The organism is Paenibacillus sp. GCM10027629 (assembly GCF_042676425.1).
GTDB lineage: Bacteria > Bacillota > Bacilli > Paenibacillales > Paenibacillaceae > Paenibacillus_K > Paenibacillus_K terrigena.
On record NZ_JBHTGZ010000021.1, the window covers coordinates 41,551 to 67,809 of the forward strand.

24 protein-coding genes are annotated in these 26,259 nt (G+C 48.1%); all 24 read left to right on the forward strand.

Features of this window, described 5'->3' with window-relative positions:
* Positions 1-28 precede the first annotated feature (28 nt).
* The 24 genes from hpt to lysS all read left to right on the forward strand — a co-directional run bounded on the left by hpt (position 29) and on the right by lysS (position 25,857).
* Positions 29-568 (forward strand): hypoxanthine phosphoribosyltransferase, encoded by a 540-nt coding sequence (gene hpt, locus ACFQZR_RS27940; protein ID WP_018759466.1) that lies wholly within the window; start codon positions 29-31, stop codon positions 566-568.
* 88 nt (positions 569-656) lie between these two features.
* Positions 657-2,714, forward strand: a complete 2,058-nt coding sequence (gene ftsH / locus ACFQZR_RS27945; RefSeq protein ID WP_379351577.1) for an ATP-dependent zinc metalloprotease FtsH — start codon at positions 657-659, stop codon at positions 2,712-2,714.
* A gap of 230 nt (positions 2,715-2,944) precedes the next feature.
* Entirely contained in the window at positions 2,945-3,883 is a 939-nt protein-coding gene (gene nadA / locus ACFQZR_RS27950; RefSeq protein ID WP_379351578.1) for a quinolinate synthase NadA, read from the forward strand.
* 192 nt (positions 3,884-4,075) lie between these two features.
* On the forward strand, positions 4,076-5,443 hold the full coding sequence (locus ACFQZR_RS27955) for an extracellular solute-binding protein (RefSeq protein WP_379351579.1): 1,368 nt from the start codon (positions 4,076-4,078) through the stop codon (positions 5,441-5,443).
* Between the two features lie 87 nt (positions 5,444-5,530).
* Positions 5,531-6,424: a carbohydrate ABC transporter permease gene (locus tag ACFQZR_RS27960; RefSeq protein WP_379351580.1), complete on the forward strand. Its 894-nt coding sequence runs from the start codon at positions 5,531-5,533 to the stop codon at positions 6,422-6,424.
* A gap of 16 nt (positions 6,425-6,440) precedes the next feature.
* Positions 6,441-7,322 carry a carbohydrate ABC transporter permease gene (locus tag ACFQZR_RS27965; RefSeq protein WP_018759461.1) on the forward strand — a complete coding sequence of 294 codons (882 nt, stop codon included), beginning with the start codon at positions 6,441-6,443 and terminating at the stop codon, positions 7,320-7,322.
* A gap of 9 nt (positions 7,323-7,331) precedes the next feature.
* On the forward strand, positions 7,332-9,128 hold the full coding sequence (locus ACFQZR_RS27970; protein ID WP_379351581.1) for a sensor histidine kinase: 1,797 nt from the start codon (positions 7,332-7,334) through the stop codon (positions 9,126-9,128).
* On the forward strand, positions 9,125-10,318 hold the full coding sequence (locus ACFQZR_RS27975; RefSeq protein WP_379351582.1) for a response regulator transcription factor: 1,194 nt from the start codon (positions 9,125-9,127) through the stop codon (positions 10,316-10,318). Before ACFQZR_RS27970 ends, ACFQZR_RS27975 begins: the two co-directional genes overlap by 4 nt.
* A gap of 268 nt (positions 10,319-10,586) precedes the next feature.
* Positions 10,587-12,203, forward strand: a complete 1,617-nt coding sequence (gene nadB, locus ACFQZR_RS27980) for an L-aspartate oxidase (protein ID WP_379351593.1) — start codon at positions 10,587-10,589, stop codon at positions 12,201-12,203.
* Positions 12,196-13,062 carry a carboxylating nicotinate-nucleotide diphosphorylase gene (nadC, locus tag ACFQZR_RS27985; RefSeq protein ID WP_379351583.1) on the forward strand — a complete coding sequence of 289 codons (867 nt, stop codon included), beginning with the start codon at positions 12,196-12,198 and terminating at the stop codon, positions 13,060-13,062. Before nadB ends, nadC begins: the two co-directional genes overlap by 8 nt.
* 2 nt (positions 13,063-13,064) lie before the next feature.
* The gene (locus ACFQZR_RS27990; RefSeq protein ID WP_018759455.1) at positions 13,065-13,835 is read left to right on the forward strand and encodes a type III pantothenate kinase; all 771 of its coding nucleotides are present in this window, start codon (positions 13,065-13,067) and stop codon (positions 13,833-13,835) included.
* A gap of 28 nt (positions 13,836-13,863) precedes the next feature.
* Positions 13,864-14,757, forward strand: a complete 894-nt coding sequence (gene hslO / locus ACFQZR_RS27995) for an Hsp33 family molecular chaperone HslO (protein ID WP_018759454.1) — start codon at positions 13,864-13,866, stop codon at positions 14,755-14,757.
* A 78-nt stretch (positions 14,758-14,835) separates the two neighbouring features.
* Positions 14,836-15,798 (forward strand): peptidylprolyl isomerase, encoded by a 963-nt coding sequence (locus tag ACFQZR_RS28000; protein ID WP_379351584.1) that lies wholly within the window; start codon positions 14,836-14,838, stop codon positions 15,796-15,798.
* Between the two features lie 224 nt (positions 15,799-16,022).
* Complete coding sequence (cysK, locus tag ACFQZR_RS28005; RefSeq protein WP_018759452.1) at positions 16,023-16,961, forward strand: cysteine synthase A; 939 nt, start codon at positions 16,023-16,025, stop codon at positions 16,959-16,961.
* A 208-nt stretch (positions 16,962-17,169) separates the two neighbouring features.
* On the forward strand, positions 17,170-18,741 hold the full coding sequence (locus ACFQZR_RS28010; RefSeq protein WP_379351594.1) for an anthranilate synthase component I family protein: 1,572 nt from the start codon (positions 17,170-17,172) through the stop codon (positions 18,739-18,741).
* 16 nt (positions 18,742-18,757) lie between these two features.
* Positions 18,758-19,348, forward strand: coding sequence for an aminodeoxychorismate/anthranilate synthase component II (gene pabA, locus ACFQZR_RS28015; protein ID WP_379351585.1), 591 nt, complete (start codon positions 18,758-18,760; stop codon positions 19,346-19,348).
* 3 nt (positions 19,349-19,351) lie between these two features.
* On the forward strand, positions 19,352-20,293 hold the full coding sequence (locus ACFQZR_RS28020) for an aminotransferase class IV (protein ID WP_379351586.1): 942 nt from the start codon (positions 19,352-19,354) through the stop codon (positions 20,291-20,293).
* A gap of 1 nt (position 20,294) precedes the next feature.
* Entirely contained in the window at positions 20,295-21,146 is an 852-nt protein-coding gene (folP, locus tag ACFQZR_RS28025; RefSeq protein WP_379351587.1) for a dihydropteroate synthase, read from the forward strand.
* A gap of 33 nt (positions 21,147-21,179) precedes the next feature.
* A complete protein-coding gene (folB, locus tag ACFQZR_RS28030; protein WP_018759447.1) occupies positions 21,180-21,542 on the forward strand; it encodes a dihydroneopterin aldolase in 363 nt (120 codons plus the stop codon).
* Positions 21,543-21,757: 215 nt separating this feature from the next.
* Complete coding sequence (folK, locus tag ACFQZR_RS28035) at positions 21,758-22,303, forward strand: 2-amino-4-hydroxy-6-hydroxymethyldihydropteridine diphosphokinase (protein ID WP_379351588.1); 546 nt, start codon at positions 21,758-21,760, stop codon at positions 22,301-22,303.
* Positions 22,255-22,470, forward strand: a complete 216-nt coding sequence (locus ACFQZR_RS28040; protein ID WP_026264165.1) for a helix-turn-helix domain-containing protein — start codon at positions 22,255-22,257, stop codon at positions 22,468-22,470. Before folK ends, ACFQZR_RS28040 begins: the two co-directional genes overlap by 49 nt.
* A gap of 30 nt (positions 22,471-22,500) precedes the next feature.
* Positions 22,501-23,517, forward strand: coding sequence for a tRNA dihydrouridine synthase DusB (dusB, locus tag ACFQZR_RS28045; RefSeq protein WP_379351589.1), 1,017 nt, complete (start codon positions 22,501-22,503; stop codon positions 23,515-23,517).
* 244 nt (positions 23,518-23,761) lie between these two features.
* On the forward strand, positions 23,762-24,238 hold the full coding sequence (greA, locus tag ACFQZR_RS28050; RefSeq protein WP_018759443.1) for a transcription elongation factor GreA: 477 nt from the start codon (positions 23,762-23,764) through the stop codon (positions 24,236-24,238).
* A gap of 110 nt (positions 24,239-24,348) precedes the next feature.
* Positions 24,349-25,857, forward strand: coding sequence for a lysine--tRNA ligase (gene lysS / locus ACFQZR_RS28055; RefSeq protein ID WP_379351590.1), 1,509 nt, complete (start codon positions 24,349-24,351; stop codon positions 25,855-25,857).
* Positions 25,858-26,259 lie beyond the last annotated feature (402 nt).

The following is a 26,259-nucleotide window of genomic DNA, read 5'->3' on the forward strand; positions in this document are numbered from 1 at the left end:
TCATAGTATACATTAGGAGGGGCCATCATTGTTTAACGACATTCAAGAAGTATTGTACAGCGAGGAACAAATTCAGACGAGAATTAAAGAATTAGGGGAAGTACTAAGCCGCGATTACGATGGGAGAAATCCACTTGTGATTTGTGTGCTGAAGGGTGCATTTATTTTTATGTCCGATCTAGTGAAGAACATGACAATTCCGCTCGAGCTTGATTTTATGGCTGTATCCAGTTATGGGAAAGCCACCAAATCATCCGGCGTTGTTAAAATTTTGAAAGATTTAGATGTACCTGTGGAAGGTCGCGACGTGATCATTGTCGAAGATATTATCGACAGCGGCTTAACACTCAGCTACCTAATTGATGTTCTGGAGCGACGCAATGCGAACTCGACACGTGTCGTTGCGCTCTTTGATAAACCGGTTCGTCGTACAGTCGACCTCGAAGCGGATTATAAAGGATTTGAACTACCCGATGCATTCGTCGTCGGATATGGTCTCGATTATGCTGAGAAATACCGTAACCTCCCCTACATTGGGATCTTGAAACCAGAGGTCTACTCGAACTAACAGCTGCAATCGATGCTTACCTCGTTCTATTGTGGTGGTAAGACATGCTATGGTAAAATAATTAAAGTGTCTTGAGAGGAGGTTGGGGATGAACCGGTTCATCCGTAATTCGGGTTTTTATTTGATTCTATTTTTGGTCGTGGTGGGTCTTGTTCAATTTATAGGCAATCGCAACGAATCTGCTGTAGAAATACAATATAGCCAACTTCGCGAAGCGTTAGAGGCTAAGAACGTAGCGGATATCTCGGTCCAATATCAAGGCAGAGCCAACTTGGTGACAGGTAAGTTTATTAAAGTACCTGATGGCGCCAAGACGGATAGTTTCTACTCTGTCATGCCTGACGACCCTACTGCTTATAAAGAAGTGATGGACGCAAGTAAGTCCAATGGATTTTCACTTAAAGTTAAACCGATGGAAGGCGAGAGCATTTGGCTCACGTTCCTGACTTCGATTATTCCGTTCGTTATTATGTTCGTCCTATTCTTCTTCTTGTTCAATCAAGCGCAGGGCGGCGGCGGTAAGGTTATGAACTTCGGCAAGAGCCGTGCTCGCCTATATAATGAAGAGAAGAAGAAAGTTACGTTCGAAGATGTGGCTGGTGCTGACGAAGAGAAACAAGAGCTTGTTGAGGTTGTTGAGTTCTTGAAGGACCCTCGCAAATTCGCAGCTGTCGGTGCTCGTATCCCGAAAGGGGTCCTGCTTAACGGTCCTCCGGGAACAGGTAAAACATTGCTTGCTCGCGCCGTTGCTGGTGAAGCAGGCGTACCGTTCTTCAGCATCTCCGGTTCGGACTTCGTTGAGATGTTCGTCGGGGTTGGTGCATCCCGTGTTCGTGACTTGTTCGAGAACGCGAAGAAGAATGCACCATGTATTATCTTCATCGATGAGATTGATGCTGTAGGTCGTCAACGTGGTGCCGGACTCGGCGGCGGACATGACGAGCGCGAACAGACGCTCAACCAATTGCTCGTTGAAATGGACGGCTTTGGTGCGAATGAAGGTATTATTATCGTCGCTGCGACGAACCGTCCAGATATTCTTGATCCGGCTCTTCTTCGCCCAGGACGTTTTGACCGTCAGATTACAGTTGACCGTCCAGATGTCAAAGGCCGCGAAGCGGTATTGAAAGTACATGCGAAGAATAAGCCGCTTGCCAAAGACGTGAAGATGGATGTTATCGCGAAGCGTACAACCGGATTTACCGGTGCAGATCTCGAGAACTTATTGAATGAAGCGGCGTTGCTCGCAGCCCGTAAGAATCGTAAAGATATCTCGATGCAAGAAGTGGATGAAGCGATTGATCGCGTTATCGTAGGTACAGAGAAGCGCAGCCGCGTGATCAGTGACCGCGAGAAACGTATCGTGGCTTACCACGAAGCAGGTCATACGATCATCGGTTACTTCTTGGAGCATGCCGACACCGTACACAAAGTAACGATTGTTCCTCGTGGACGCGCTGGCGGATACGTCATTATGCTTCCGAAAGAAGATCGCCTGCTTGTTACGAAGCAAGAGCTTCTTGACAAGATTACAGGATTGCTTGGTGGACGCGTGGCGGAGGAGATCTTCATTGGTGAGATCGGTACTGGCGCATACAGTGACTTCAAGCAAGCGACAAGTATTGCTCGCAGCATGATTATGGAATACGGGATGAGTGATCGTCTCGGACCAATGCAGTTCGGTAATTCGCAGGGCCAAGTATTCTTGGGTCGTGACTTCGGTCATGAGCAGAATTACAGTGATTCGATCGCTTATGAGATCGATCAAGAAATGCAGACGATTATTCGTAGTTGTTATGAGAAAGCGCAGGAGCTTCTTAAGAAGCACTCGCGTGAGGTTCATATCATTGCGAAGACATTGCTTGAGAAAGAGACGTTGGAGCTTGAACAAATTAAGCAATTGATCGATACAGGTTCGTTAGATGGTATGACAGTTGAAGCAGATGGGAATTCAGCATCTACTGAGACTAGCCAAACGGTTGAATCCACGGATGCTGCAAATGCAGTGAAAGTGAATATTCAATCGCAATCCGAATCCGATCAATCGAATAAATTTGCTTCAGACAAGGTCGATGAAGAAGTGAAAGAAGAATCACCAAGCACGGATGTGCATAACGATAACGAAGACACGGATAAAAAAGAGTAATGTATCAAAAAACCGGACAATAGCCTTTATTGTTCCGGTTTTTTTGATTTTTTCGGGGACCTCCGCAAAGGATCTGAATCACTTCGAAACCAAAGCACCACGTTGTAGGGTGATTTTACGGTTTTGACAGATTGACATGCAACGCAAGGGTGTGTAAATTAAATGGTAACTGATTCGAGGGTCATAACGCGTTAAGCGTGGATGTACGAAATACTAAAGGGGTGGGTCTAGTGGAAGCTTTGGCATTGCAGCATAAGGCAGAGCAGAATCGCGAGTTGCGAGAACGGCTAATGCAATTAAAGAAGGAACGTAATGCAATCATTCTTGCGCACTATTATCAACGGGACGAAATCCAAGAGGTTGCGGATTTCCGAGGAGATTCATTCCTGCTCGCACAGAAAGCAGCAGAGACGGATGCTGAAGTCATTGTGTTCTGTGGTGTTCATTTTATGGGTGAGAGCGCGAAGATTCTAGCTCCGAATAAGACGGTTATTATCCCAGATGAGCGTGCAGGTTGCCCGATGGCGGATATGGTCAATGTCGATGGACTGCGCAAGCTCAAAGCCGAGCACCCGAATGCGACCGTGGTCACGTATATCAATTCATCTGCGGAAATTAAAGCCGAGACAGATATTTGCTGTACTTCTGCGAATGCAGTAAAGGTGATTCAATCGGTTGATTCTGAAGAGATTATTTGGGTTCCAGACAAAAATTTGGGCCACTATGTTCAACAATTCACAGACAAGAAGATGATTATCTGGGAAGGATATTGCAATACGCATGACATGCTTACGCTGAAAGATGTCGTAGAGATGAAGGCGAAATATCCAAACGCGCAGTTCGTTGTGCATCCGGAATGCCGTCCCGAAGTTGTCGAGATGGGCGATTTTATCGGTAGTACGACAGCCATTCTAGAATATTGCCGCAAATCCGACTGCCAGGAGTTTATTGTAGGAACGGAAGACGGTACTGGATATCAGCTTCGCCTGGATAGCCCGAACAAGCAGTTCCATTTTGCTTCGAAGTTCCTCGTATGTCCGAATATGAAAGTGAACAATTTGAAGAAGCTCGTGAAATGCTTGGAGACGATGCAGCCACAAATCTACGTTCCTCCTCACATTGCAGACAAAGCCCGGTCATCGTTGGAGCGCATGTTAGAAGTGAAGTAGCACTTATTAGACTTATGATATCGAACACGCCAAGAGCCCTTGTAAATCAAGGGTTCTTTCTCTTTTAATATGGGAAATATCCCACGTTGGCATGTACCTTGAAAAAACAAACATGACTCCCTAAATAACTGCATTGTAAGCGGTTGCTTAATCTTGGATAATGAGGGCATAAACCTGAAGGGGGATTAGGATATGACAAAAAGATCACGAATGCTCGGATCGGTTATGGCTGGGGTACTCGCGTTAAGCCTAGCGGCATGTGGTTCCGGCAGCAGCAATACCAGCGATACAACAACAAAACCAGCAGATAATTCATCAACAACAACGACAACAGATAACGGTAATAGTAACAGCAATGAGAAAATCACGATTACCTTCCAAAATATTTATCCGGATACAACGGATCCTAAAAACAAAATGCTTCATAAAATCGTGGATCAATATCAAAAAGATCATCCGAACATTACGATCGAGCTGGATTCGCTCAATACGGACCAGCAGAAGTTGAAGCTCAAAACACAAGCAGCGTCCAAAGAAGTTCCGGATATTACAATCGTGAACCCTGCTGCGCAAATGCAGCCGTTCATTGATGCTGACCTGTTCGCTCCGCTCAATGACATGATCGGGCAGAACGGATTGAAGGATACGTTCCAGAAGGGCATCTTGGATTACTATACGTTCAACGGTAATGTATACGCGCTGCCGGATGGCAATAACATCGCCGTCGTCTACTATAACAAGTCGCTGTTCGAAAAAGCTGGCGTGAAAGTACCGACCACATTCGAGGAAATGGTCGACGTCGTGAAACAGCTCAAAGCAAAAGGCATTACGCCAATGGCGATCGGCGAGAAAGACTCCTGGACCGGCTCCTTCTTATTCATGAACGTCTTGCTCCGTACGAATGGTGGACCGGGCTTCTTGAAAGACGTGGTAGGCGGGAAGAAAACGTTCGAAGATCCTGCCTTCAAGGAAGCTGTAGATGCATTTGAGTCTCTTATTCAAGCAGGAGCCTTCCAAGATGGCGTTACCTCCTTCGATTATAATGCGGGCGAGAACCTGTTCAAGACAGGCAAAGCAGCCATGTACTTCATGGGAAGCTGGGCAACGGGCGGAATCGAGACCTCCGAAGCCGGCAAAGACAACAACGTCGGCGTATTCAAATTCCCTACCGTGAACGGCAAGGGTAATCCGGATGAGTTCATGTTGGCGCCAGGCAGCGCATTCGCCGTATCCAAGGACAGCAAGCATTTGAAAGAAACTTTGGATTTCTTGAACTACTTCATGTTGAATTATCCGAAAGAAACATTTGCAGCAAAAGGTGCGGTAGGGATTGCTCAGACGGTGGATGGCGACTTTAAAGCAGCCGGATACTCCGATATGGCGATGGATGTATTGAATTTGTTCAAAGAGGTCAAAGGCGGAGACTTAGCATTCGATAACACGATGAACCCAGGTACAGCGCAAGCTCACTTATCCAGCATTCAGAACCTATTCGTAGCAAAGAAAGATGCTTCGGAAGTTGCGAAGGAACATCAAACGGCTTACGAAGAGAATAAATAATGAAATGAATCCGTCGATGGTATATGGAAGGGGACGTCTTACGCCCCCTTTCGTTGTCGATGAGAGGGACTGAAGGAGGCGGAAGCCTTGAACGTATTAAAAGTATCTGGATGGGTCATTGCAGCATTTGTGCTACCGTGTTTGCTCCTATATGTTTGTCTCGTATTTATTCCGATTCTCGTGTCCATCTACAGCGGTATGCTCGATTGGAACGGGATAGGCGCTTCGAAGTTTATTGGATTCGCCAACTATACCAAAATGTTCACGAACGATTCTGTTTTCTGGCCGGCCTTAGGCAGAACGTTCCTATTAGCTGGCTTTTCCATGCTTGTACAGGTACCTATTGCTTTGTTCGTCGCGATTTTGATCAGTCGTTATGTTCGTAGACCTAATTTTCTCGTATCCAGCTATTTTCTACCCGTCATTCTGTCGGTCGTTGTGATCGGTCAGCTGTGGAAGACGATCTATAACCCAGCGTCTATGGGGGGGATGATCAATCAAATTCTTATTGGGCTGGGTCTTGATTCGTGGACTCACTCTTGGCTAACTGAACCGAAGGTTGCGATATTCGCTGTCATCTTGGTCAGCTTGTGGCAGTACCTCGGCTATCACATTTTGATTCAGTTTACTGGCATTCAGAACATTCCGGCTGATATTTACGAAGCTGCCAAAATCGATGGCGCCGATGGCTTCAAGGCCGATCGATATATTACACTACCTATGATTGTTCCGATATTCAAAATTTCTGTCGTCCTAGCGTTCATCGGCTCGCTACAATCCTTCGATCTGATTATGGTCATGACGGGCGGTGGACCGGCACATGCCACCGATGTCATTTCCAGCCATATGTACAATATGTCCTTCTTGTCGATGAAATACGGGTACGGTAGTGCCATTGCAACATTCTTGGTGTTCGTCTGCATGCTTGCAACCGTGATCATCAACTTCCTGTTCAACCGATTAGACAAACGATACTCGTAAGAAGGAGGTGCTCCCGATGAGCCAATCCGTAATCACTCCGGCTGTGAAACCCGTTATTGCTAAGCGGCTTCGTGGCTACTCGATCAAAAAAACGATTGTATTTATCTTGTTCGGCATTCTCCTTGTTACGCAGCTGTATCCATTGCTATGGTTGCTCATTTATTCACTTAAGACGAATGAAGAAATCTTATCCGGCAGCTTCTTTGCCTTCCCAGCGATATGGCAATGGGAGAACTACACCAATGCGGTAGCTGGCGGCAAGTATTGGAGCTATCTATCGAACAGTTTATTGGTGACTTCGATTACGATGGTAGGCGTTATTTTTCTCTCTTCCTTAGTGGCATTTGCGATTACGCGGTTTCGTTGGAAATATGGCCAGGCGGTTATGTTGGTCTTCTTGCTGGGGATGATGATCCCGATGCAGGGGACACTGCTCCCTCTGATGGTCATCTTTAAGAACGTGGGGATTCTGAATACGCATTTATCCCTGATCTTGCCGTATATTGCATTTCAGACGCCAATCGCTGTCTTTATTCTGAGCGGTTTCATGAAGACAATTCCCCATGAGATTGAAGAATCAGCCATTATGGATGGTGCGGGGGTATTTCGGATATTCCGCAGTATGATCTTACCGGTATCCATTCCACCGATCATGACCGTATGTATCCTAACCTTTATTAACATTTGGAATGAGTATATCTTGGCAGCGACTTTCATTTCTTCGGAAAAGCTAAAGACGCTTCCCTTCGGCGTATATAGCTTCGTTAGCCAGTACTCCGTGAATTATGGAGCGATCGGGGCATTCCTTGTACTCGGCGCATTGCCGGTCATTGTTATCTATTTCTTACTTGCGGAGAAGATCACCAAAGGTATGGTCGCTGGCGCAGTAAAAGGGTAAGATGTAGCTATGAAAAGTTACAATTCGATCCATGGCCGCTTGTTCATGATTTTCCTGTTTAGCATGCTTGGTCTGCTGCTCATTGTAAGTCTGGTCTATTACCAGCGGGCGACGGAGCAGATCAGGGATAAAGTTAGCGTCGTTGCTGAGAAAAATATATCACAGACCGCAGGGCTGTTCGACCTCATGCTCAAAGGCTATGACGGTGTAACCAAATCGCTGAACAGTAACAATGAATTAATGAGATTGCTTCATGCCCAACCGACGGCTGCGTCAGTGGCTGCGGTGAATATGGAGCATCGCATTACCGATATTCTTGGGGTCGTGTTCTATTCACGTAATGATATTGTAGGTATACATGTGATCACGGATCAGGGGACCGTTTTCAGCTTTGATCGTTCGATCCGAACAGAAACGATGGGATACGTGGGGCAGCCTTGGTATTCCGAGCTCAAACAGTCGACTGGCGAGATGAAATGGCTTGGCGTATATCCGCAATCCCTGATGAGCAGCGATATCGACCGACCTGTTTTTGCCTTTGGTCGTCAATTGTTCGATTTGAGCAGCTTGAAGCCCATTGGGCTTGTGTTGATTGAAGCTGACGCCAGTGCCATCTTATCTGCACTCTCCAATGCGAGTCTTGCACCCGGGAGCAGCGTGATGATACGAGGGGCTGACGGCAAAGAAATTATTCGTTCGAATGCTGTGAAGGAGGATATGAATATTATTCCGCCGGACTGGCCGGGGGATATCAAACCGAATACAGTCGCTGTTCGCGAATGGAATCAAGCGTTAGTTACCGCGGCGCGGATTAATATGGCCCATTGGACGGTCATTGGCGTCACGCCTGATCGCGAACTGAAATTAGAAGTCAAAGAAACACAGCAATTCCTGCTCACCGTCATCATTGTGCTTGTCCTGGTAGCCACGATTGTAGCCACATTCGTATCCCGATCTTTCTCTTCTCCCTTCAAACGTCTGATTCAGCAGATGAAGCAGGTGGAGCTAGGGAATTTCAATGGGAAAGTGCATGTCGATTCGTACGATGAGCTGAATGTGCTCGTTGGTTCGTTCAACCGCATGGTCTATCAAATGGATGAGCTGATTGAGCGGATCAAGCTCGCTTCGATTAGTGAGAAGAATGCGCAGCTTCAAGCGTTACAATCCCAAGTGAACCCCCACTTTTTGTTCAATACGCTTGATATGATTTATTGGATGCTGGATGAGCGAGAGAATGACAGACTCGGTAAGGTCATTCTAGCGTTATCTCAAATTTTTCGTTACAGCAGTGATTGGGAAGAAGCTTCCCGCGTCAAGCTTCGAACGGAGCTGGATCAACTACAGCATTATTTGACGATCATTGAGACGAGGGTCGGAGGACGCGTGCAGACGGTGATTGAAGTCGAGGAACGCTGGCTCGATGCCGAGGTACCGAAGATGATCCTACAGCCCATTGTGGAGAACGCTGTAAAGTATGGACTCGAGCCGCTAAGCCGACAAGGTATATTGAAAGTCTACTCCAGGCAAACGGAAGATCGGCTGGAAATCGTGGTTCAAGATAATGGGCTAGGGATCGATGAGGAAGCGTTATCCCAGTTGTCTCGGCTTCTTGCAGGCACACCGATACTTGAGCTAGCTCCAGAAGAGACAAATGCGCGGCGCGGTATTGGACTTCTGAATGTGCATCGTCGCATCCGTTTAATGTATGGCGATCTATATGGCATCCGTGTAGAAAGTGTCCGAAACGTAGGAACGACGGTGATTGTCTCGTTCCCAATTCCTGAGAAGGAGGAACTGGATGCATGAATATTCTAGTTGTGGACGATGAGCTTATCATTCGAGAAGGGATCGAACGTACGATTCATAAGAATTTTCCGGAGCACCGCGTCTTTCAAGCAGCCAACCCTGAAGAAGCTGTCGACTTGTTAACGAATATTCCGATCATGCTGGTCCTTACCGATGTTCTGATGCCAGGGATGACAGGCCTCGAGTTGATGGAGATCTCTCGCAAACGCCATGCTCACATCAAATGGGTGGTAATTTCCGCCTATTCTGAATTTGCGTATGCCCAAGAAGCCATTCGGCTTGGAGCCAAGGATTACTTACTAAAGCCGATTGGTAAAGAGATCTTGGTAAGCAAGATCCAAGAGTTAACGGAAGAAATTTCGCATGAAAATAAGAGAACGAAGGAAACCCAGCTATTGAAGCGGAACTTGCGATTTTGGAGGGAAGGGTTGCTCACTCGTTGGGCAGCTGGTCTAGATTTGGGCGGGATCGATTTGGCTCCGATTACGGGCAATTATCCGCATTTCCATTTGGTTATGGTACGGCTGGAGAGCGACTCGAATAGGAAGCTGGAGCATTTCATCGTTGAGAACGTACTCACGGAATTGATTGATACGGTGGGTAAAGGGTTTGTCGCCAATATGGATACGAAAAGCCTGTTAGGCCTCGTGACGTTGAATCAGGAAGAAGGACTTAACCCGTTAATTGAGCAATTGCGGAGCCATCTGAAACGGTATTTGAAGATCCCTTTTCAAGTTCTCTACTCGGGGCGGATTTCTGATGTAGAAGGTGTCCCTAAGCAAGTTCAGCAAATGGTTAAGAACTCTGCATCGCAGGTATATGATCATTATACGACGGGCGGCGAGCATGCAGTAAATGTAGCGCTCCAATATATTCATGCGCACTATGCATCGGAGCTGTCACTGGAGAAGGTGGCATCGGTTATCTATTTAAACCCGGTCTATTTCAGCCAACTGTTCAAACAAAAGACGGGAAAAGGTTTCAAAACGTATGTTACCGATATCCGGCTGGATCGTGCGATGGCCATGCTGCAGGAGTCGGAGCTGAAGGTGAGTGAGGTTGCTGAGCGGGTGGGTTACCCGGATGTCCGGCATTTCTCCCAAATCTTTCGGAAAAAAACAGGGCTTACCCCTTCTGAGTTTCGTGCGAATGAGCCTTGCTCAATCACTTGTAACGCCCAACATGAATAGCAATCACCGAGAGAGCGCCTTGAAGGTGCTCTTTTTTGCTGCGTTTCGCATATTAAAATTTTGTGAAGAAGTATTTTGGATAAGGGGTTTATTTATGCTCTCAACAGCATTAAAATAGATACAGTTTCATGCGGAATGCTTGGAAGTGATTGTTCCAGGCTTATATGTGATAAAAAGAACATCATTGAACAAGAGATGAAGAGCATAAATAAAATCCTACAGGATGCGACATCGCAGCACTCTAGTATGAGGATAGGTGGGAATGAAGATGATTCCACAGTATTTGGTTGATTTTTCTCTACAAGATTTACCGAGAATCGATACGGATGTTATTGTCATTGGCGTTGGGATTGCGGGGCTTTTCACGGCGATTAAAGCCAGCGAGCAGAATCAAGTGATTATGATCACGAAGAAATCGCTGATGGACAGCAATACGCGTTATGCCCAGGGCGGTATTGCAGCGGTCATCGCGGACGATGATTCGCCGGAGTATCACCAGGAAGATACGCTAACAGCTGGGGCAGGACTTTGCTCCGAAGAGGCGGTTCATGTGCTGGTTCATGAAGGGCCGGAAGGGGTCCGGCAGCTCATGAAGATGGGTACGGAGTTCGACCTGGAGGATGGCGAATTGGCGCTAACGAAGGAAGGGGCGCACAGCCACCGCCGTATTCTGCATGCCAACGGGGATGCGACGGGATTTGAGATTGTTCGTGCGTTATCGGAGAAAGCCAAAGTCAATCCAAGGATCGATATCTGGGACGACCATTTCGTGATTGATTTAATAACACATGATGGCGAATGCATCGGTGTACTAGCTCAGAAACCAGATGGCAGTCGTGTATTTGTTCAGGCAAAAGCAACGATCCTGTGTTCAGGCGGCGCAGGGCAATTGTACCGTTATACGACGAATCCTGATGTGGCGACAGGCGATGGAATCGCCATGGCATATCGGGCTGGCGCCTATATTCAAGACATGGAATTCATTCAATTTCATCCAACCTCCCTCTGTTATCCGGGTGCTCCAAGGTTTCTCATCTCCGAAGCGGTACGTGGAGAAGGTGCTTACTTGCGCAATATAAAAGGCGAGCGATTTATGGACAAGTACCATCATCAGTTGGAGCTTGCTCCTCGTGATGTTGTTGCTCGCGCGATCGTGAGTGAAATGGAGGAGACGAATTCTACATTTGTATTCCTCGATATTACCCATGAATCCGAAGCCTTCATTAAGCATCGCTTCCCAACCATCTATGAGACTTGTCTGAAATATGGGCTAGATATGGCTGCGGATTGGATTCCTGTGGCTCCGGCTGCTCATTATACGATGGGAGGCGTTCAGACGGATCTGAACGGCGAGACGAATTTGAAGCGGCTTTTTGCCTGCGGTGAAGTGTCTTCGACAGGTGTCCATGGAGCGAATCGTCTAGCGAGTAACTCCCTGTCCGAAGCGATTGTATTCGGCCGTCGGATTATCGAACGTATCAATGCGTTGTCACCACAGGCCCAGGTTTCAATGGATATCTCCTTTACGGAAGACCGCAAGGAGGTGCCAAGCCAGGCCATCGTAGAACGACGGTTGAAGCTGCAGAAGGTGATGGTGAGATATGCCGGATTACGGCGTCATGCTGTGGGGCTGCTCAAGGGTCTGGATGAATTAAAACGGCAATATCCGATTTATCATACATGCTTAACCAAACGTGAAGAATATGAATTTGCCAACATGCTGACGTGCGCAACACTCGTGACGGAATCCGCGTTATGGCGCGAAGAAAGCCGCGGTGCGCATGCTCGTGAGGATTACCCTGAGCGTGATGATCTGGCGTGGCACAAGCATACCGTGTGCCGCCGCAATCATGGCATTACAGAGGAGCGAATTGAACATGTTTAATGCATATAATCAGGCACTGCGCGACCAAATTCGCGCATGGCTTCAGGAGGATATCGGGACGGGTGACGTAACGACAGCCTTCACGATCCCAGTTGGTGCACAGTCCAAGGGCATCATCCACGCCAAGGAAGCGGGTGTGATCGCAGGGATTCCTGTGGCGCAGCTCGTATTCGAAATCGTGGATCCGACACTGACATGTTATGCGCAGGTGGAAGATGGGCAATATGTTGATAAAGGCACGACACTTATTATCGTTGAAGGCAGTACGCATAGTATTTTGACTGGGGAACGCCTAGCTTTGAACCTCATGCAGCGTCTTTCGGGGATTGCGACGAAAACCCGTAAGTTCGTAGATGCGCTAGAGGGGCTTCCAACACGTCTTGTCGATACGAGGAAGACAACACCGGGCCACCGTGCACTAGAGAAGTATGCAGTGCGCGTTGGTGGAGGTGCTAACCATCGCTTCGGGTTGTATGATGCGGTCATGATCAAGGATAATCATATTAAGGGTGCAGGCGGGATTATACCGGCCGTCGAACGAGCACGTATGAACATTCCTCATACTATGAAAATCGAAGTTGAGGTCGAGGATTTCGATCAACTCGAAGAAGCACTGCAAGCGCAGGCGGATATTATTATGTTCGATAATATGAGTCCATCGCGCATGGCGGATGCCGTACGACGGGTGAAATCGCGTGCGCCGCATATTGTGACCGAGGCATCCGGCGGAATTACGCTTGAGAGTATTCGTGAGAAAGCAGAGAGCGGCGTTGAAGTCATCTCTGTCGGCGGGTTAACGTATTCGGTTGCAGCCTTGGACATTAGTCTAGATCTAAACGAGAAGAAGGCGGAGGCATAAAAGTGATACTGGTTATCGATGTAGGGAACACGAATATCGTATTGGGACTCTATCAAGATCGTGAACTGCTGCACCATTGGCGGTTAAGTACGAATCGATCTGCAACGGTAGACGAATATGGCATTCAAATTCATAATTTATTCCGAATGGGCCGTGTGGAGACGAGTGCGATCGATGGGGTGATTATCTCATGCGTCGTGCCGCCGATCATGGGTACACTGGAGCATTTGTGCGAGACTTACCTCGGTAAGACGCCGCTCGTTGTTGGACCGGGCCTCAAAACGGGACTCAATATTCGTTACGAAAACCCACGTGAAGTGGGGGCGGACCGTATCGTAAACTCGGTCTCCGCGATTGAACAATATGGCGGGCCACTTATTGTAGTCGATTTTGGTACAGCGACGACCTTTGATTACATTGATCAGAAGGGTAATTATTTGGGCGGAGCGATCGTTCCGGGTCTTGGCATTTCAACGGAGGCGTTATATCAACGAGCTGCCAAACTGCCGAGAATCGACCTATCGAAGCCGAAATCCGTCATCGGGCGTAACACCGTCCACTCTATGCAAGCGGGAATTATCTACGGTTATGCGGGGCAAGTCGATGGGATCGTTGAGCGGATGAAAGCCGAGACAGGTGAGAACCCTAAAGTCATTGCCACGGGCGGACTTGCGGCGCTTATCGCGAAGGAGTCACGATCGATTGATGAGATTAACTCCATGCTGACATTAGAGGGCTTGCGTCTCATCTATCAACGAAATCAGCATGCATAATAGGAAATACAGAGCAGGAGGTACGAACATGACAGAAGCAGGACAACAGAAGGATTATTTGATTCGGGGTACAGCCTATAACGGAAAGGTGCGCGTATTTGCTGTACGGACGACACAACTGGTGGACGAATTGAGACGCCGTCATGGTACCTATCCGACTGCAACAGCGGCACTTGGACGTACGGCATCGGCAGCTGCCATGATGGGTGCGATGCTCAAGGGTGAAGAGAAGCTGACGATTCAAGTGAAAGGGAACGGACCTCTTGGACAAATCGTAGTCGATGCGAATGCGTATGGTGAAGTTCGCGGTTACGTGAACAATCCAGATGTTCATTTGCCGAGCAATGCGCAAGGGAAGCTGGATGTTGCTGGTGCAGTAGGACGCGAAGGCTTCATCTACATGATTAAGGATTTGGGGCTTAAGGAGCCTTACCGTGGCAGTACGCCGATTGTCTCAGGTGAGCTCGCGGAAGATTTTACGTACTATTTTGCCAAATCAGAACAGACGCCTTCTGCGGTAGGACTTGGCGTTCTCGTGGATACGGACGGATCTGTTATTGAAGCTGGTGGATTTATTATTCAATTATTGCCGGGATTAACCGATGAAGAAATTACGAAAATTGAGAATGCACTTGGTGTGCTTCCGACGGTAACGACTTTGCTTAATCAAGGAATGGATCTCGATGAGATGCTCCGCCAGATCGTGGATGATGTGCAGATTATGGATCAGATGGACATCCAGTTCCGCTGCCAATGCTCACGTGATCGGGTAGAGACGACATTGCTCAGCCTTGGAAAATCTGAGATTGAACAGTTGATTGCAGATGATGAACAAGCCGAAGTCATTTGCCACTTCTGTAATGAGCCGTACCAATTCAACCGTGAAGAGCTCGCTGCTTTGCTCGAGCGTGCCACGAAATAAGAAGCATGACGAGGTGTACCACCTGCTAGATCAGTCTTGAAGTACGATGGAAAAGGATATTGGGGAAGAATGACAAGGATGGAGAAAGGCCTTTGGGTTTCTGTTACGGTGCTGGTAGGTTGTGTTGTTATTTTATCATGTATTATTCTGCTTCGATTGTCGGCGTCGGAGGCGAAGCAGCAGGAAGGTTCAGACGCCTCGTCACAGCATGAAGATTCATTGTCATCCTCGAGCGTAATTGCTCGGCTTGGAGGTGATTCCATCACCGAAGGGCAGATGCAGCACGAGCTGTCGAGGAAATATGGCGTGCAAATGCTTCAAGACATGCTGAAGGAGAAGGCTGTTGATCAAGAGGCAGCGCTTCTAGGCATTGAAGTGACACCCACAGAGGTGGATCAAGAGCTGAAGCGTGTGGTGGCTGGGTACGAAGATGAGGAAGCCTATTATAAGCTGATGCTTGAGCAAGCTGGGTTAACACGGGCTGGCGTACGTGATGATATCTATCGCGGGCTACTCATGGATAAGATTATGATCGCTTATGCGAATGTTCGGGAAGACGAGATTAACGACTATATTTCAGCCAACCCGAAGGTATTCCATGCGCCTGAGCAGCTTAACATCTCTCATATCATGGTGGATACGAAGAAAGAAGCTGAGGAAATCCTGGAACAACTTGCTGATCATGCTGATTTTGCATCATTAGCAGAACAATATTCAACGGATGTCTTCTCGTCGGATCAGGGCGGCGAAATAGGCCTTATTGATGTGGATGATCCCTTTACGGACCCTGTTATTCTTGCCTCTGCCAAGCGACTTGAGGTTGGGCAAGTCGATGGTCCGGTCAAGCTCAAGCAAGGATACGCGATTATCCAGTTGAACGGCAGAATAGCAGCGCGATCGATGAGTGATGAGGAATCTCGTATCGTGGCGCGCAAAGAGATTGCACATACGAAAGGGAAGTCTTCGCAAGAAATCGAGCAGGATCTCCTTGAGAAATATGGGGCGGAAGTCTTGGATTCGAAATATCTGGCGATCCAATGAATAAGTGCTCTGTAAATACGATATCGTATTTACAGAGTATTTTTTTGTGCCTAGTAGGCAATTCAGGCGTGAATTTTGGGCATATGCCTGTTATTTTAAAGATCTGGTACTTTTTTCATGTATTGTTGTTGACAACCGCTTCGCTGGTTTGATACTATGATATTAATTTAAACCTACTGAATTAGTCGGAAATAATAAATTGATGAATACTGGGAGGCATTATCATGGCTAGAATCGTACAGAATGTTACGGACCTTATTGGAGATACACCTCTTGTTCGCTTGAATCGCATTGTGCCTGAAGGCAGTGCAGAGATTTACGTGAAGCTGGAGTATCAGAACCCAGGCTCCAGTGTGAAAGACCGTATTGCGATTAACATGATTGAAGCAGCTGAGAAAGAAGGCCGTATCAAACCAGGCGACACCATCATTGAGCCTACGAGTGGTAATACAGGGATTGGACTTGCGCTTGTCGCAGCAGCGAAAGGCTACAAAGCGATTCTTGTTATGCCAGAGACGATGAGTCTTGAGCGTCGCAACTTGCTTCGCGCGTATGGTGCAGACTTGGTGCTAACACCGGGTGCGGAAGGAATGAACGGTGCCGTTCGTCGTGCGGAAGAGCTCGCTGCCGAGAATCCTAGCTATTTTATTCCTCAACAGTTCAAGAACCAAGCGAATGTTGAGATTCACCGTCTAACGACAGGCCCTGAGATTGTTGAAGCGATTAACTCGCTTGATGGTCAGTTGGATGCCTTCATTGCAGGGATCGGTACAGGCGGAACCATTTCCGGCGCAGGTGAAGTCTTGAAACAGAACTTCCCGAATATTCGCATTGTTGCGGTTGAGCCATCGGCATCACCAATTCTTTCTGGCGGTAAACCAGGACCTCACAAGATTCAAGGGATCGGAGCGAACTTCATTCCAGAAATTCTGAATCGTGAGATTTATGATCAGATTATTACGGTTGAGAATGATGATGCGTTCGAACTAGCGCGTCGTGTTGCGAAGGAAGAAGGGATTCTGGTCGGTATTTCTTCCGGTGCAGCGATTCATGCGGCATTGAAGGTTGCGGCAGAGCTAGGAACAGGCAAACGTGTCGTTGCGATCGTCCCAAGTAATGGCGAACGTTACCTCAGCACACCGTTGTTCAATTTCGAGAACTAATCTTAAATTGATCTATTACGAAAATAAATGATAAATGATAACCCTCCTGCGATTCGATATGCAGAGAGGGTTATTTGCACAAATAGAACATGGTATACTAGCAACCATATAAGAAGACATTCGAATCGAGCTTCGAAGTCGTGGTGCGATATCGCGGTATTCGGAGTTCGTTCATATAGACCGTTCGCAGGGGGACAAGATCGTGAAGATGACAATGACGACAAGGGAGCAATGGAAGGAATGGAGTGCGGCGTATTCGGTGCTGCCGATGGTGCGCAGATTCCCATGGCATGAAGCGGAGCGGGGTATCGTATCATGGCGCAAAGCTTGGGAGGCTGCAAGTGAGTATTCATTCGTTCTTGAGAGTGGGAAAGTTGGGCGATACACCTTCTTTGGGCTTGCACCGACTTCGGTTATTCGGGGGAAGGGAGATCTGGCGGAGACTTCCGAAGGGGTTAAGCTGGAAGGGGCACCTCTATCTGTTCTAAAGAAATGGATGGCACCTTATCAGGCTCCAACGATCGAAGGCGCGCCGAAGTTCATTGGGGGCTGTGTAGGGTATCTCAGCTATGATATCGTTCGTTCCCTAGAGCGACTTCCGTTATATGCAGCAGATGATCTTGATCTGCCCGATTATGTGTTCATGCGGATGGATGAGGTCTGGATCGTGGATCATGAGGCACAGGAACTGATCTGTGCGGTGCATATGCCATGGGATCGAGATCGGAATTCGAAAGACAAGCTTAATTCGTTGTATCTCGCAGCGGAAGAGCGTATAGAGCAGATGAAGCGATTATGGGATGAACTGGTGGACCAAGGCGTTGGATCAGAGGAAGAGACGCGTATGAGGCGATTGGCGATGTTTCAAGAGGGAGGCCAATCGTTACTTCAGGGCGCAGGTACACTTGAAGGGATGGATACGGTATTCCCACGGGCCGATTTCGAAGAAGCCGTACGTCGAATCCAACAATATATTGGACAAGGGGATGTATTCCAGGTTAATCTATCGCTTCGTCAGAGCATGAGGGTAAATTCCTCACCGGAGCAATTATACGAGTGGCTGCGTCTCGTGAACCCCTCCCCTTATATGGGAATGCTTCGCTTCCCTGATTTCCAGATCGTCTCCGCATCACCGGAGCTGCTCGTGAAGCTGGAACAGGGACGTGTGAGTACACGGCCTATCGCAGGGACAAGACGGCGTGGGCGCACGGAAGAAGAAGATCTTCAGATGGAAGAGGAATTACGTACGAATGAGAAGGAGCGGGCAGAGCATATTATGCTTGTCGACCTAGAGCGTAATGATCTTGGGCGTATCTCACGTTATGGGTCTGTTCGGGTTAGTGAATTGATGGCCATTGAACGCTATTCTCATGTAATGCATTTGGTGTCAGAGATTGAAGGCGAGCTTGCAACAGGCAAAGTCGCTTATGATATCCTGGCCGCGACATTCCCGGGTGGGACGATTACGGGGGCGCCGAAAGTACGTACGATGGAGATTATCGAGGAGCTCGAGCCCGTTCGCCGCGGGCCGTATACCGGATCTTTTGGGTGGATTGACTATAATGGGAATATGGAATTTAATATAATTATTAGAACGGTGACGCTTAAGGATGCGAAGGCGCATATTCAGACGGGAGCAGGGATTGTTATTGATTCGGTCCCAGAACGGGAATATGCAGAATGCCTGAACAAAGCGAAAGCGATGTGCAAGGCGATTCAGTTGAGTGAACTTGAAGCCAGCACCATTGAGGCAGAGCTAGGCAATAAGAGAACGAGTTGAGAGGAGAAGAGATGAGATGATTTTAGTAATCGATAACTATGATTCCTTCACGTATAACTTGGTGCAGTATTTAGGTGAATTGGGTGAAGAGGTGGTCGTACACCGGAACGATGAGATTGATATCGCAGGGATTGAGGCGTTGAATCCTGATCATATTTTGATCTCACCGGGGCCATGCACACCGAATGAAGCAGGCATCAGTATGGAGGTTATTGCATATTTCAAAGGTAAAATACCGATTCTTGGCGTGTGCCTAGGTCATCAATCGATTGGACAAGTGTTCGGCGGCAACGTCATTCGTGCGGAGAAGTTGATGCACGGGAAGACGTCGGAGATGCACCACAACGGTGCAGGCTTGTTCGAGGGATTGCCCTCGCCGTTCACGGCAACCCGCTATCACTCGTTGATTGTGGAGGGGGAGTCGCTTCCGGATTGTCTGGAGATTACAGCCGAGACAGCGGACGGTGAGATTATGGGATTACGGCATCGCGAGTACCCAATTGTCGGCCTACAATTTCACCCCGAGTCGATAATGACGGACCACGGGCATCGGATGCTGAGCAATTTCTTGCGATTACGCGCCGGCGCACCGACGGGTGAAGCGTAAACGATGCAGCTCATCGGATTTAACGGTCGTATCGTTTCGCCGCAAGAGGCCATGATCTCGGTACTGGATCATGGCTTTTTGTACGGACTCAGCTTGTTCGAGACGTTCCGCACCTACGGCGGACGTCCATTCCTGCTGAGTCGCCATTTGGACCGCCTCGCGGATGGCTGCCGCGCGGTCGGGATCGAGCTCCCGCGCGATGCACAGCTCGCGCAGGTCCGGCGCCACGTCGCCGAGCTGCTGCAGGCCAGCGGCCTGCGCGACGGCTACGTGCGCTACACCGTCACGGCTGGCGATGCTGCGCTCGGCCTGCCGGAGAGCACGTACACGACACCGAACGTCGTCGTGTACGCCAAGCCCTTGCCCGCCGCCGTGCCGCTGGCGGCCAAGGGCAAAGCCCTACAGCTATTGCGCACGCGCCGCAATAGCCCAGAAGGCGATGTGCGTCTTAAATCCGCACATTACATGAACAACATCCTCGCTAAGCGTGAGCTCGGTGAGACCCCTTCGGCCCGCGCGTCGCACGGCGCGCCCGCCGAAGGCTTAATGCTGAACGCCGCAGGTCACGTCACTGAAGGCATTGTCAGCAATGTCTTCTTTGTGAAGAACGGCGTGTGCTGTACCCCTGCGATCGATACCGGCATTCTGCCCGGCATCACGCGCGGCTTCGTGCTGGAGCTGGCGCAGCAGGCAGGCATCGCTGTGGAAGAGGGTTATTATACGTGGGAAGACCTTCTCGATGCCGATGAAGTGTTCATCACGAATTCGATCCAAGAGATTGTACCGATCCATACCCTGTACGACCTCGAAGGTGTCAGATGGCGTGCCGAATCGCATCAGGCGGCAGGCAATCCAGGGCTTATGGAGTCATCTCATACCATTACGCTTCAATTACACCAGGCCTATCAACAAGCGATAGACCTACATATAAAGGCGGGACAATAACATGCAACCAACCATCTATCATCGACAATATTCGCTCGTTCCCTCCTCATTAACCCTTGGAACCCGGACACAAATCATGGGAATTCTGAATGTGACGCCCGATTCCTTCTCGGACGGCGGACGTTATAACGCCATCGATGCTGCAGTTGCCCATGCGAAGCAGCTTACGGCCGAGGGTGCGGACATCATTGACATCGGCGGGGAGTCAACACGCCCCGGGTTTGCTGCCGTACCATTGGAGGAAGAACTCGAACGGGTCATCCCTGTAGTTCACGCCATTCATGCTGCTGCACCAGAGATTATCCTGTCTGTGGATACGTACAAAGCTGAAGTTGCCCGACAAGCGCTCGAAGCTGGCGCACATATCATTAATGATGTGTGGGGATTCAAACGCGATCCGCAAATGGCTGCCGTCGCTGCGCAAGCGGGTTGTCCGGTGATTCTCATGCATAACCGGGAAGAACGGGATTATCGCCACTACATGACAGATATTTTGAATGACCTTCGGGAGAGTATTGCGCTCGCTCGCGCTGCAGGTGTAGCGGACGAGCAGATTATCGTCGATCCAGGGATCGGATTTGCCAAGGATTATCAGGAAAACTTATATTTCATGCGTCAGCTGGATCAGCTGCATGAACTCGGGTATCCGATTTTGCTCGCAACCTCCCGCAAACGATTCATCCGTACAACGCTTGATCTTCCCGTCGATGATGTCGTGGAAGGAACGGCAGCTACCGTTGCTTTTGGTATCGCCCAAGGCTGTCAGATCGTGCGCGTGCATGATGTACGGAAGATAAAGCGAACTGTCGATATGTGTGATGCGATGCTGTATGCCGCAGAGCCGACTTACTAATTCACTTACAACTCACCCTAAGGAGCTGAAATGATGGATACAATGACATTAACGCGCATGGAGTTCTACGGTTATCACGGCGTGTTCGAAGAAGAGCGTAAGCTAGGCCAGCGTTTCTACGTTGATCTGGAGATGAAGATGGACCTCTATCCAGCTGGATCAACCGATGATTTGACTGCATCCGTGAATTACGCCGAAGTGTTCTATACGGTCAAAGAAGTGGTCGAGACGAAATCTTTCCAACTTATTGAAACTTTGGCGGAAAATATTGCATCTACCGTACTCGCCACTTATACTAAGATCAACGAATTGACGGTGCGTGTCATTAAGCCGCATCCGCCCTTTGACATTCATTTTCAAGGCGTGACAGTTGAAATTTGTCGCCCAAGACGTTAGATTGATGTGTAGAGGTAGTTCAAAAAGTCAACATTTGATCACGAAGCAATCCAAGAAGCATAATCGACATCGAATCTTGCGCTCACCTTCGAAGTCCGGTACTCATTTAGGTTTCGCCTAAACTCCGTTCCTCCTTCTTCAGGTTCTCGCAACCTTCTCGGTGCTGAAATGCTAACTTTTTGAACACGAACGTATAGAAAGTGAGAATATAGCCAATGACTTATTCCAACCCCTCGGATCATTCTGAGGTTTATATTGCTTTAGGGGCTAATTTAGGGGACCGTGAACACACGTTGATGACGGCGATTGAACTGCTGCACCGTCATCCGGCGATCACGGTTCTGCGTGTGTCTTCCATGTACGAGACAGACCCGTTTGGGTATGTGGATCAACCTGCATTTCTGAATATGGCGCTTGCCGCTAGTACTAGCCTTGAACCCGAGGCCCTGCTCCAAGTATTAATGGAGACAGAGAAGGAACTGGGTCGTGTCCGAGATGTGCACTGGGGCCCGCGTACGCTGGATTTAGATTTTATTCTATTGAATAATCAGCTGTTTACTTGGAACTCTGAGACATTGATTCTTCCTCACCCACGGATGCACGAGCGACTTTTCGTGCTGACTCCGCTCTCAGACATTATCCCTGCAGGACCTCTGCACGAATTCGTTCAGGACGCTATGGATAAACTGGAGGGAAAGGAAGGCGTTCGCCGTTGGAGAACTATCAATTGGCACAGCGGATCCGAGCATTCCGCAAATTAAAAAACCTTACGCAGCAGCAGCTTGCGGACCGTATGGATATCTCTGTTGCCGTACTTGGCGCCATTGAACGCGGTAACCGCAGACCTGAAGAGACGCTGCTCATTCGGATTTCAGAACATCTTGGCATTACAATGGAAGAATTAACGGGTGCGATGAACACGCGATAAATATGGCAATTCTAGAAAGAGGTTATGATTATGCTTAAAATCGGCAATATCGAGATGAAGAACCAAGTTGTGCTTGCCCCTATGGCTGGCGTGTGTAACCCGGCTTTTCGTCTTATCGCCAAAGAATTTGGTACCGGTCTGGTATGCGCGGAGATGGTTAGTGACAAGGCCATTCTGCATGGCAATAAAAGAACGATTGAAATGCTCTACGTCGATGATCGTGAGAAGCCGTTAAGCTTGCAGATTTTTGGCGGAGACCGTGAATCGCTTGTCGAAGCGGCGAAAGTTGTCGATACGCAGACCAATGCCGATATTATTGATATTAATATGGGATGCCCAGTGCCGAAGATTACCAAGTGTGATGCAGGCGCACGCTGGCTCCTCGATCCGAATAAAATTTATGAGATGGTATCCGCCGTTGTTGATGCAGTGCAGAAGCCTGTTACGGTGAAAATGCGCATCGGCTGGGATTCCGATCATATCTATGTTGTAGAGAATGCGAAAGCAGTAGAACGTGCAGGCGGTCAAGCGATCAGCGTGCATGGTCGTACGCGGGAGCAATTGTATACGGGCAAGGCAGACTGGGCATATATTAAAGATGCCAAACAAGCGGTATCCATTCCAGTGATCGGGAACGGGGACGTAGCTACACCAGAGGATGCCAAGCGGATGCTCGAAGAGACGGGCTGTGATGGCGTGATGATTGGTCGCGGCGCACTCGGCAATCCGTGGATGCTATATCGTACGGTTGAGTACTTGTCGAGTGGGATATTGTTGCCTGATCCATCCGCACAGGAGAAGATCCGGATTGCGATTCTCCATATGGACCGTCTTGTTGCCTTGAAGGGCGAATCGGTTGCGGTCAAAGAAATGCGTAAGCATCTGGCATGGTACCTCAAGGGATTATCGGGTGCTGCGCGCATCAAAGACGTTATTATGGAAGAAACGCGTCGGGACGAAATGGTACGAATTTTAGAACATTTTGTCGAATCATTAGACCAAGCTGATCAAGCTGCCTCAGTTGAAGGCGAAAAGGCCGTTCACTAGACAAATCGTGACTTTTTCGCGAATAAAGCGGTTTCATAGGGTGGAGCAAGTGTCATTGACATTTCGGTTGGCTTCCCCTATAATTCTGCATTAGTAAATTTGACTCGGTTTTAGAAGTACGTTCTATATGATTCAAGTCATCATGATTTCCGAGCGAAATATATTTTTAAATAAGAAAGTGGATTCGTATCTGCAATCGTATCGGGTGCGAAAATCTCTCACATGACAGGAGAATCGGTGAAAAATGAGCGATAAAGAAGTAATTCTGACCCAAGATGGTCTGAAACGGTTGGAGGAAGAATTAGAGAACCTAAAATCCGTGAAGCGCCGCGAAGTCGCAGAACGGATCAAGATCGCAATTGGCTACGGCGATATCAGTGAGAACTCCGAATATGAAGATGCGAAGAACGAACAAGCATTTATTGAAGGACGTATTATTACGTTGGAGAAGCTGCTTCGCAACGCGCGCATCATTAACAAGGATGAGATTGATGTGGATACAGTAAGCATCGGTTCCAAAGTTGTTGTGGAGGATTTAGAGTTCGGCGATTCGATGGAATATTCCATTGTCGGTACAGCAGAATCCGATCCGCTTCAGAACAAGATTTCGAATGAAAGCCCAGTGGGCAGAGCGATCCTTGGCAAGAAAAAAGGGACCGTAGTTGATGTTAACGTTCCAGCGGGCATTATCCAATATAAAATCGTAGATATCAAAAAGTAAACTCGAATTTCGTGTAGAAACGCTTTCTGTCCACAAAAAGGACGCCGAAGGCGTTTCTACTTGCTATAATAGGGTATAACGTTTGAGCTAATGAAGGAGATGACACAGGAATGTCGGAAGAAATAGTAAGCCAGGAAACCGAACTTAGTGAATTGCTTCAGATTCGTCGCAATAAATTGGACGAGCTGCGCAAGTTAGGGATCGATCCATTCGGCAAGAAATACGTGAGAACACATACAGCGAAGGAAATCCTAGATGCGTATCAAGATGTGAGCAAAGAAGATCTTGAAGCGCAAACTGTTGAAGTCAGTCTAGCAGGTCGTATTATGGCCAAACGCGGGATGGGTAAAGCAAGCTTCGCCCACATTCAAGACTTGAGCGGCAAAATCCAAATCTATGTGCGTCAAGATACGGTACCTGCTGAGAAATATCAAGGATTTGATATTCTTGATCTTGGCGATATCGTAGGCGTAACAGGAACCGTGTTCAAGACGAAGACAGGCGAGACTTCTATCAAAGTGAAGGATCTCGAGGTCTTGTCGAAATCTCTATATCCGTTGCCGGATAAATTTGCAGGATTGAAAGACGTAGATCTTCGTTACCGTCAACGTTATGTTGATTTGATCATGAGTCCGGATGTACAGCAGACATTCATCTTGCGTTCCCGTATTATTCAGTCGATGCGTCGTTACCTCGATAGCAAAGGATTCTTGGAAGTGGAGACGCCGACACTGCATACCATTGCTGGGGGTGCTGCGGCACGTCCATTCATTACGCATCACAATGCGCTTGATATGGAATTGTACATGCGTATCGCAATCGAGCTTCACTTGAAACGTCTAATCGTCGGTGGTATGGAGAAAGTCTATGAGATTGGCCGTGTGTATCGGAATGAGGGGATTTCGACTCGCCACAATCCAGAGTTCACGATGATCGAATTGTACGAAGCGTATGCGGACTACGAGGATATCATGAACTTGACGGAGCAGACGATTGCGCATATCGCACAAGAAGTGCTTGGTACCACAACGGTTGATTACCAAGGACAAGAAGTGAACCTGGCTCCGGGCTGGCGTCGTGTATCCATGGTTGATGCTGTTAAGGAAGCTGTAGGCGTAGACTTCAAGCAAGAGATGAGTCATGAAGAGGCACATCGCCTTGCCAAAGAACATAAAGTTCCTGTGGAGCCGCATATGTCGGTTGGCCATATTTTGAACGCGTTCTTCGAGCACTTCGTGGAAGAGACGTTGATTCAACCAACGTTCATTACAGGACATCCGGTTGAAATTTCGCCGCTTGCGAAGAAGAATGAGCAAGATCCGCGCTTTACGGATCGTTTCGAGCTATTCATCGTGGCGCGTGAGCATGCGAATGCATTTACGGAGTTGAATGATCCAATCGACCAACGTGAGCGTTTCGAAGCGCAGTTGCGTGAGAAAGAACAAGGTAATGACGAAGCGCACGAGATGGACAATGACTTTATCCGTGCTTTGGAATACGGTATGCCACCAACAGGTGGACTGGGTATCGGGATTGACCGTCTTGTGATGCTGCTTACGAATGCACCATCCATTCGTGATGTGCTGTTATTCCCGACAATGCGTCATTCGGCTGAGTAGTCTGCAGTGATAAGGAGCAATCTTGGAGCGTTCGCGTTCTAAGGTTGCTTTTTCTTTTTTAAGGTGATTTAGTTTGTAAAATAATACCTGTTGCATCAAACTTCGTGTCCGTGCTATATTAATATTCCGCCCAAGAGAGACGGGCCAATAATATATCGCAGCTTATCTTCTTTAAAAGAGATTTTAAAAAAGATTCAAAAAAAAGCTTGCATTATGAAATCAAACATGATATATTATAAAAGTTGCTGCTGAGAACAACGGCGACAACGAGAAAGACATTGATCTTTGAAAACTGAACAACGAATGATTGAAAGAATAAAGAGAACTTCGGTTCTCGCAAGCAAGTCAGTTTCAAAATGAGCAAGTCAAACACTTTATTGGAGAGTTTGATCCTGGCTCAGG

Bases quoted from the DNA above. Each gene is read 5' to 3' on its own strand.
- ftsH (WP_379351577.1), top strand. From the start codon at position 657: ATGAACCGGTTCATCCGTAATTCGGGTTTTTATTTGATTCTATTTTTG.
- ACFQZR_RS27955 (WP_379351579.1), top strand. From the start codon at position 4,076: ATGACAAAAAGATCACGAATGCTCGGATCGGTTATGGCTGGGGTACTC.
- ACFQZR_RS27965 (WP_018759461.1), top strand. From the start codon at position 6,441: ATGAGCCAATCCGTAATCACTCCGGCTGTGAAACCCGTTATTGCTAAG.
- ACFQZR_RS27970 (WP_379351581.1), top strand. From the start codon at position 7,332: ATGAAAAGTTACAATTCGATCCATGGCCGCTTGTTCATGATTTTCCTG.
- ACFQZR_RS27975 (WP_379351582.1), top strand. From the start codon at position 9,125: ATGAATATTCTAGTTGTGGACGATGAGCTTATCATTCGAGAAGGGATC.
- nadB (WP_379351593.1), top strand. From the start codon at position 10,587: ATGATTCCACAGTATTTGGTTGATTTTTCTCTACAAGATTTACCGAGA.
- nadC (WP_379351583.1), top strand. From the start codon at position 12,196: ATGTTTAATGCATATAATCAGGCACTGCGCGACCAAATTCGCGCATGG.
- hslO (WP_018759454.1), top strand. From the start codon at position 13,864: ATGACAGAAGCAGGACAACAGAAGGATTATTTGATTCGGGGTACAGCC.
- ACFQZR_RS28000 (WP_379351584.1), top strand. From the start codon at position 14,836: ATGGAGAAAGGCCTTTGGGTTTCTGTTACGGTGCTGGTAGGTTGTGTT.
- cysK (WP_018759452.1), top strand. From the start codon at position 16,023: ATGGCTAGAATCGTACAGAATGTTACGGACCTTATTGGAGATACACCT.
- ACFQZR_RS28010 (WP_379351594.1), top strand. From the start codon at position 17,170: ATGACAATGACGACAAGGGAGCAATGGAAGGAATGGAGTGCGGCGTAT.
- pabA (WP_379351585.1), top strand. From the start codon at position 18,758: ATGATTTTAGTAATCGATAACTATGATTCCTTCACGTATAACTTGGTG.
- ACFQZR_RS28020 (WP_379351586.1), top strand. From the start codon at position 19,352: ATGCAGCTCATCGGATTTAACGGTCGTATCGTTTCGCCGCAAGAGGCC.
- folP (WP_379351587.1), top strand. From the start codon at position 20,295: ATGCAACCAACCATCTATCATCGACAATATTCGCTCGTTCCCTCCTCA.
- folB (WP_018759447.1), top strand. From the start codon at position 21,180: ATGGATACAATGACATTAACGCGCATGGAGTTCTACGGTTATCACGGC.
- folK (WP_379351588.1), top strand. From the start codon at position 21,758: ATGACTTATTCCAACCCCTCGGATCATTCTGAGGTTTATATTGCTTTA.
- dusB (WP_379351589.1), top strand. From the start codon at position 22,501: ATGCTTAAAATCGGCAATATCGAGATGAAGAACCAAGTTGTGCTTGCC.
- greA (WP_018759443.1), top strand. From the start codon at position 23,762: ATGAGCGATAAAGAAGTAATTCTGACCCAAGATGGTCTGAAACGGTTG.
- lysS (WP_379351590.1), top strand. From the start codon at position 24,349: ATGTCGGAAGAAATAGTAAGCCAGGAAACCGAACTTAGTGAATTGCTT.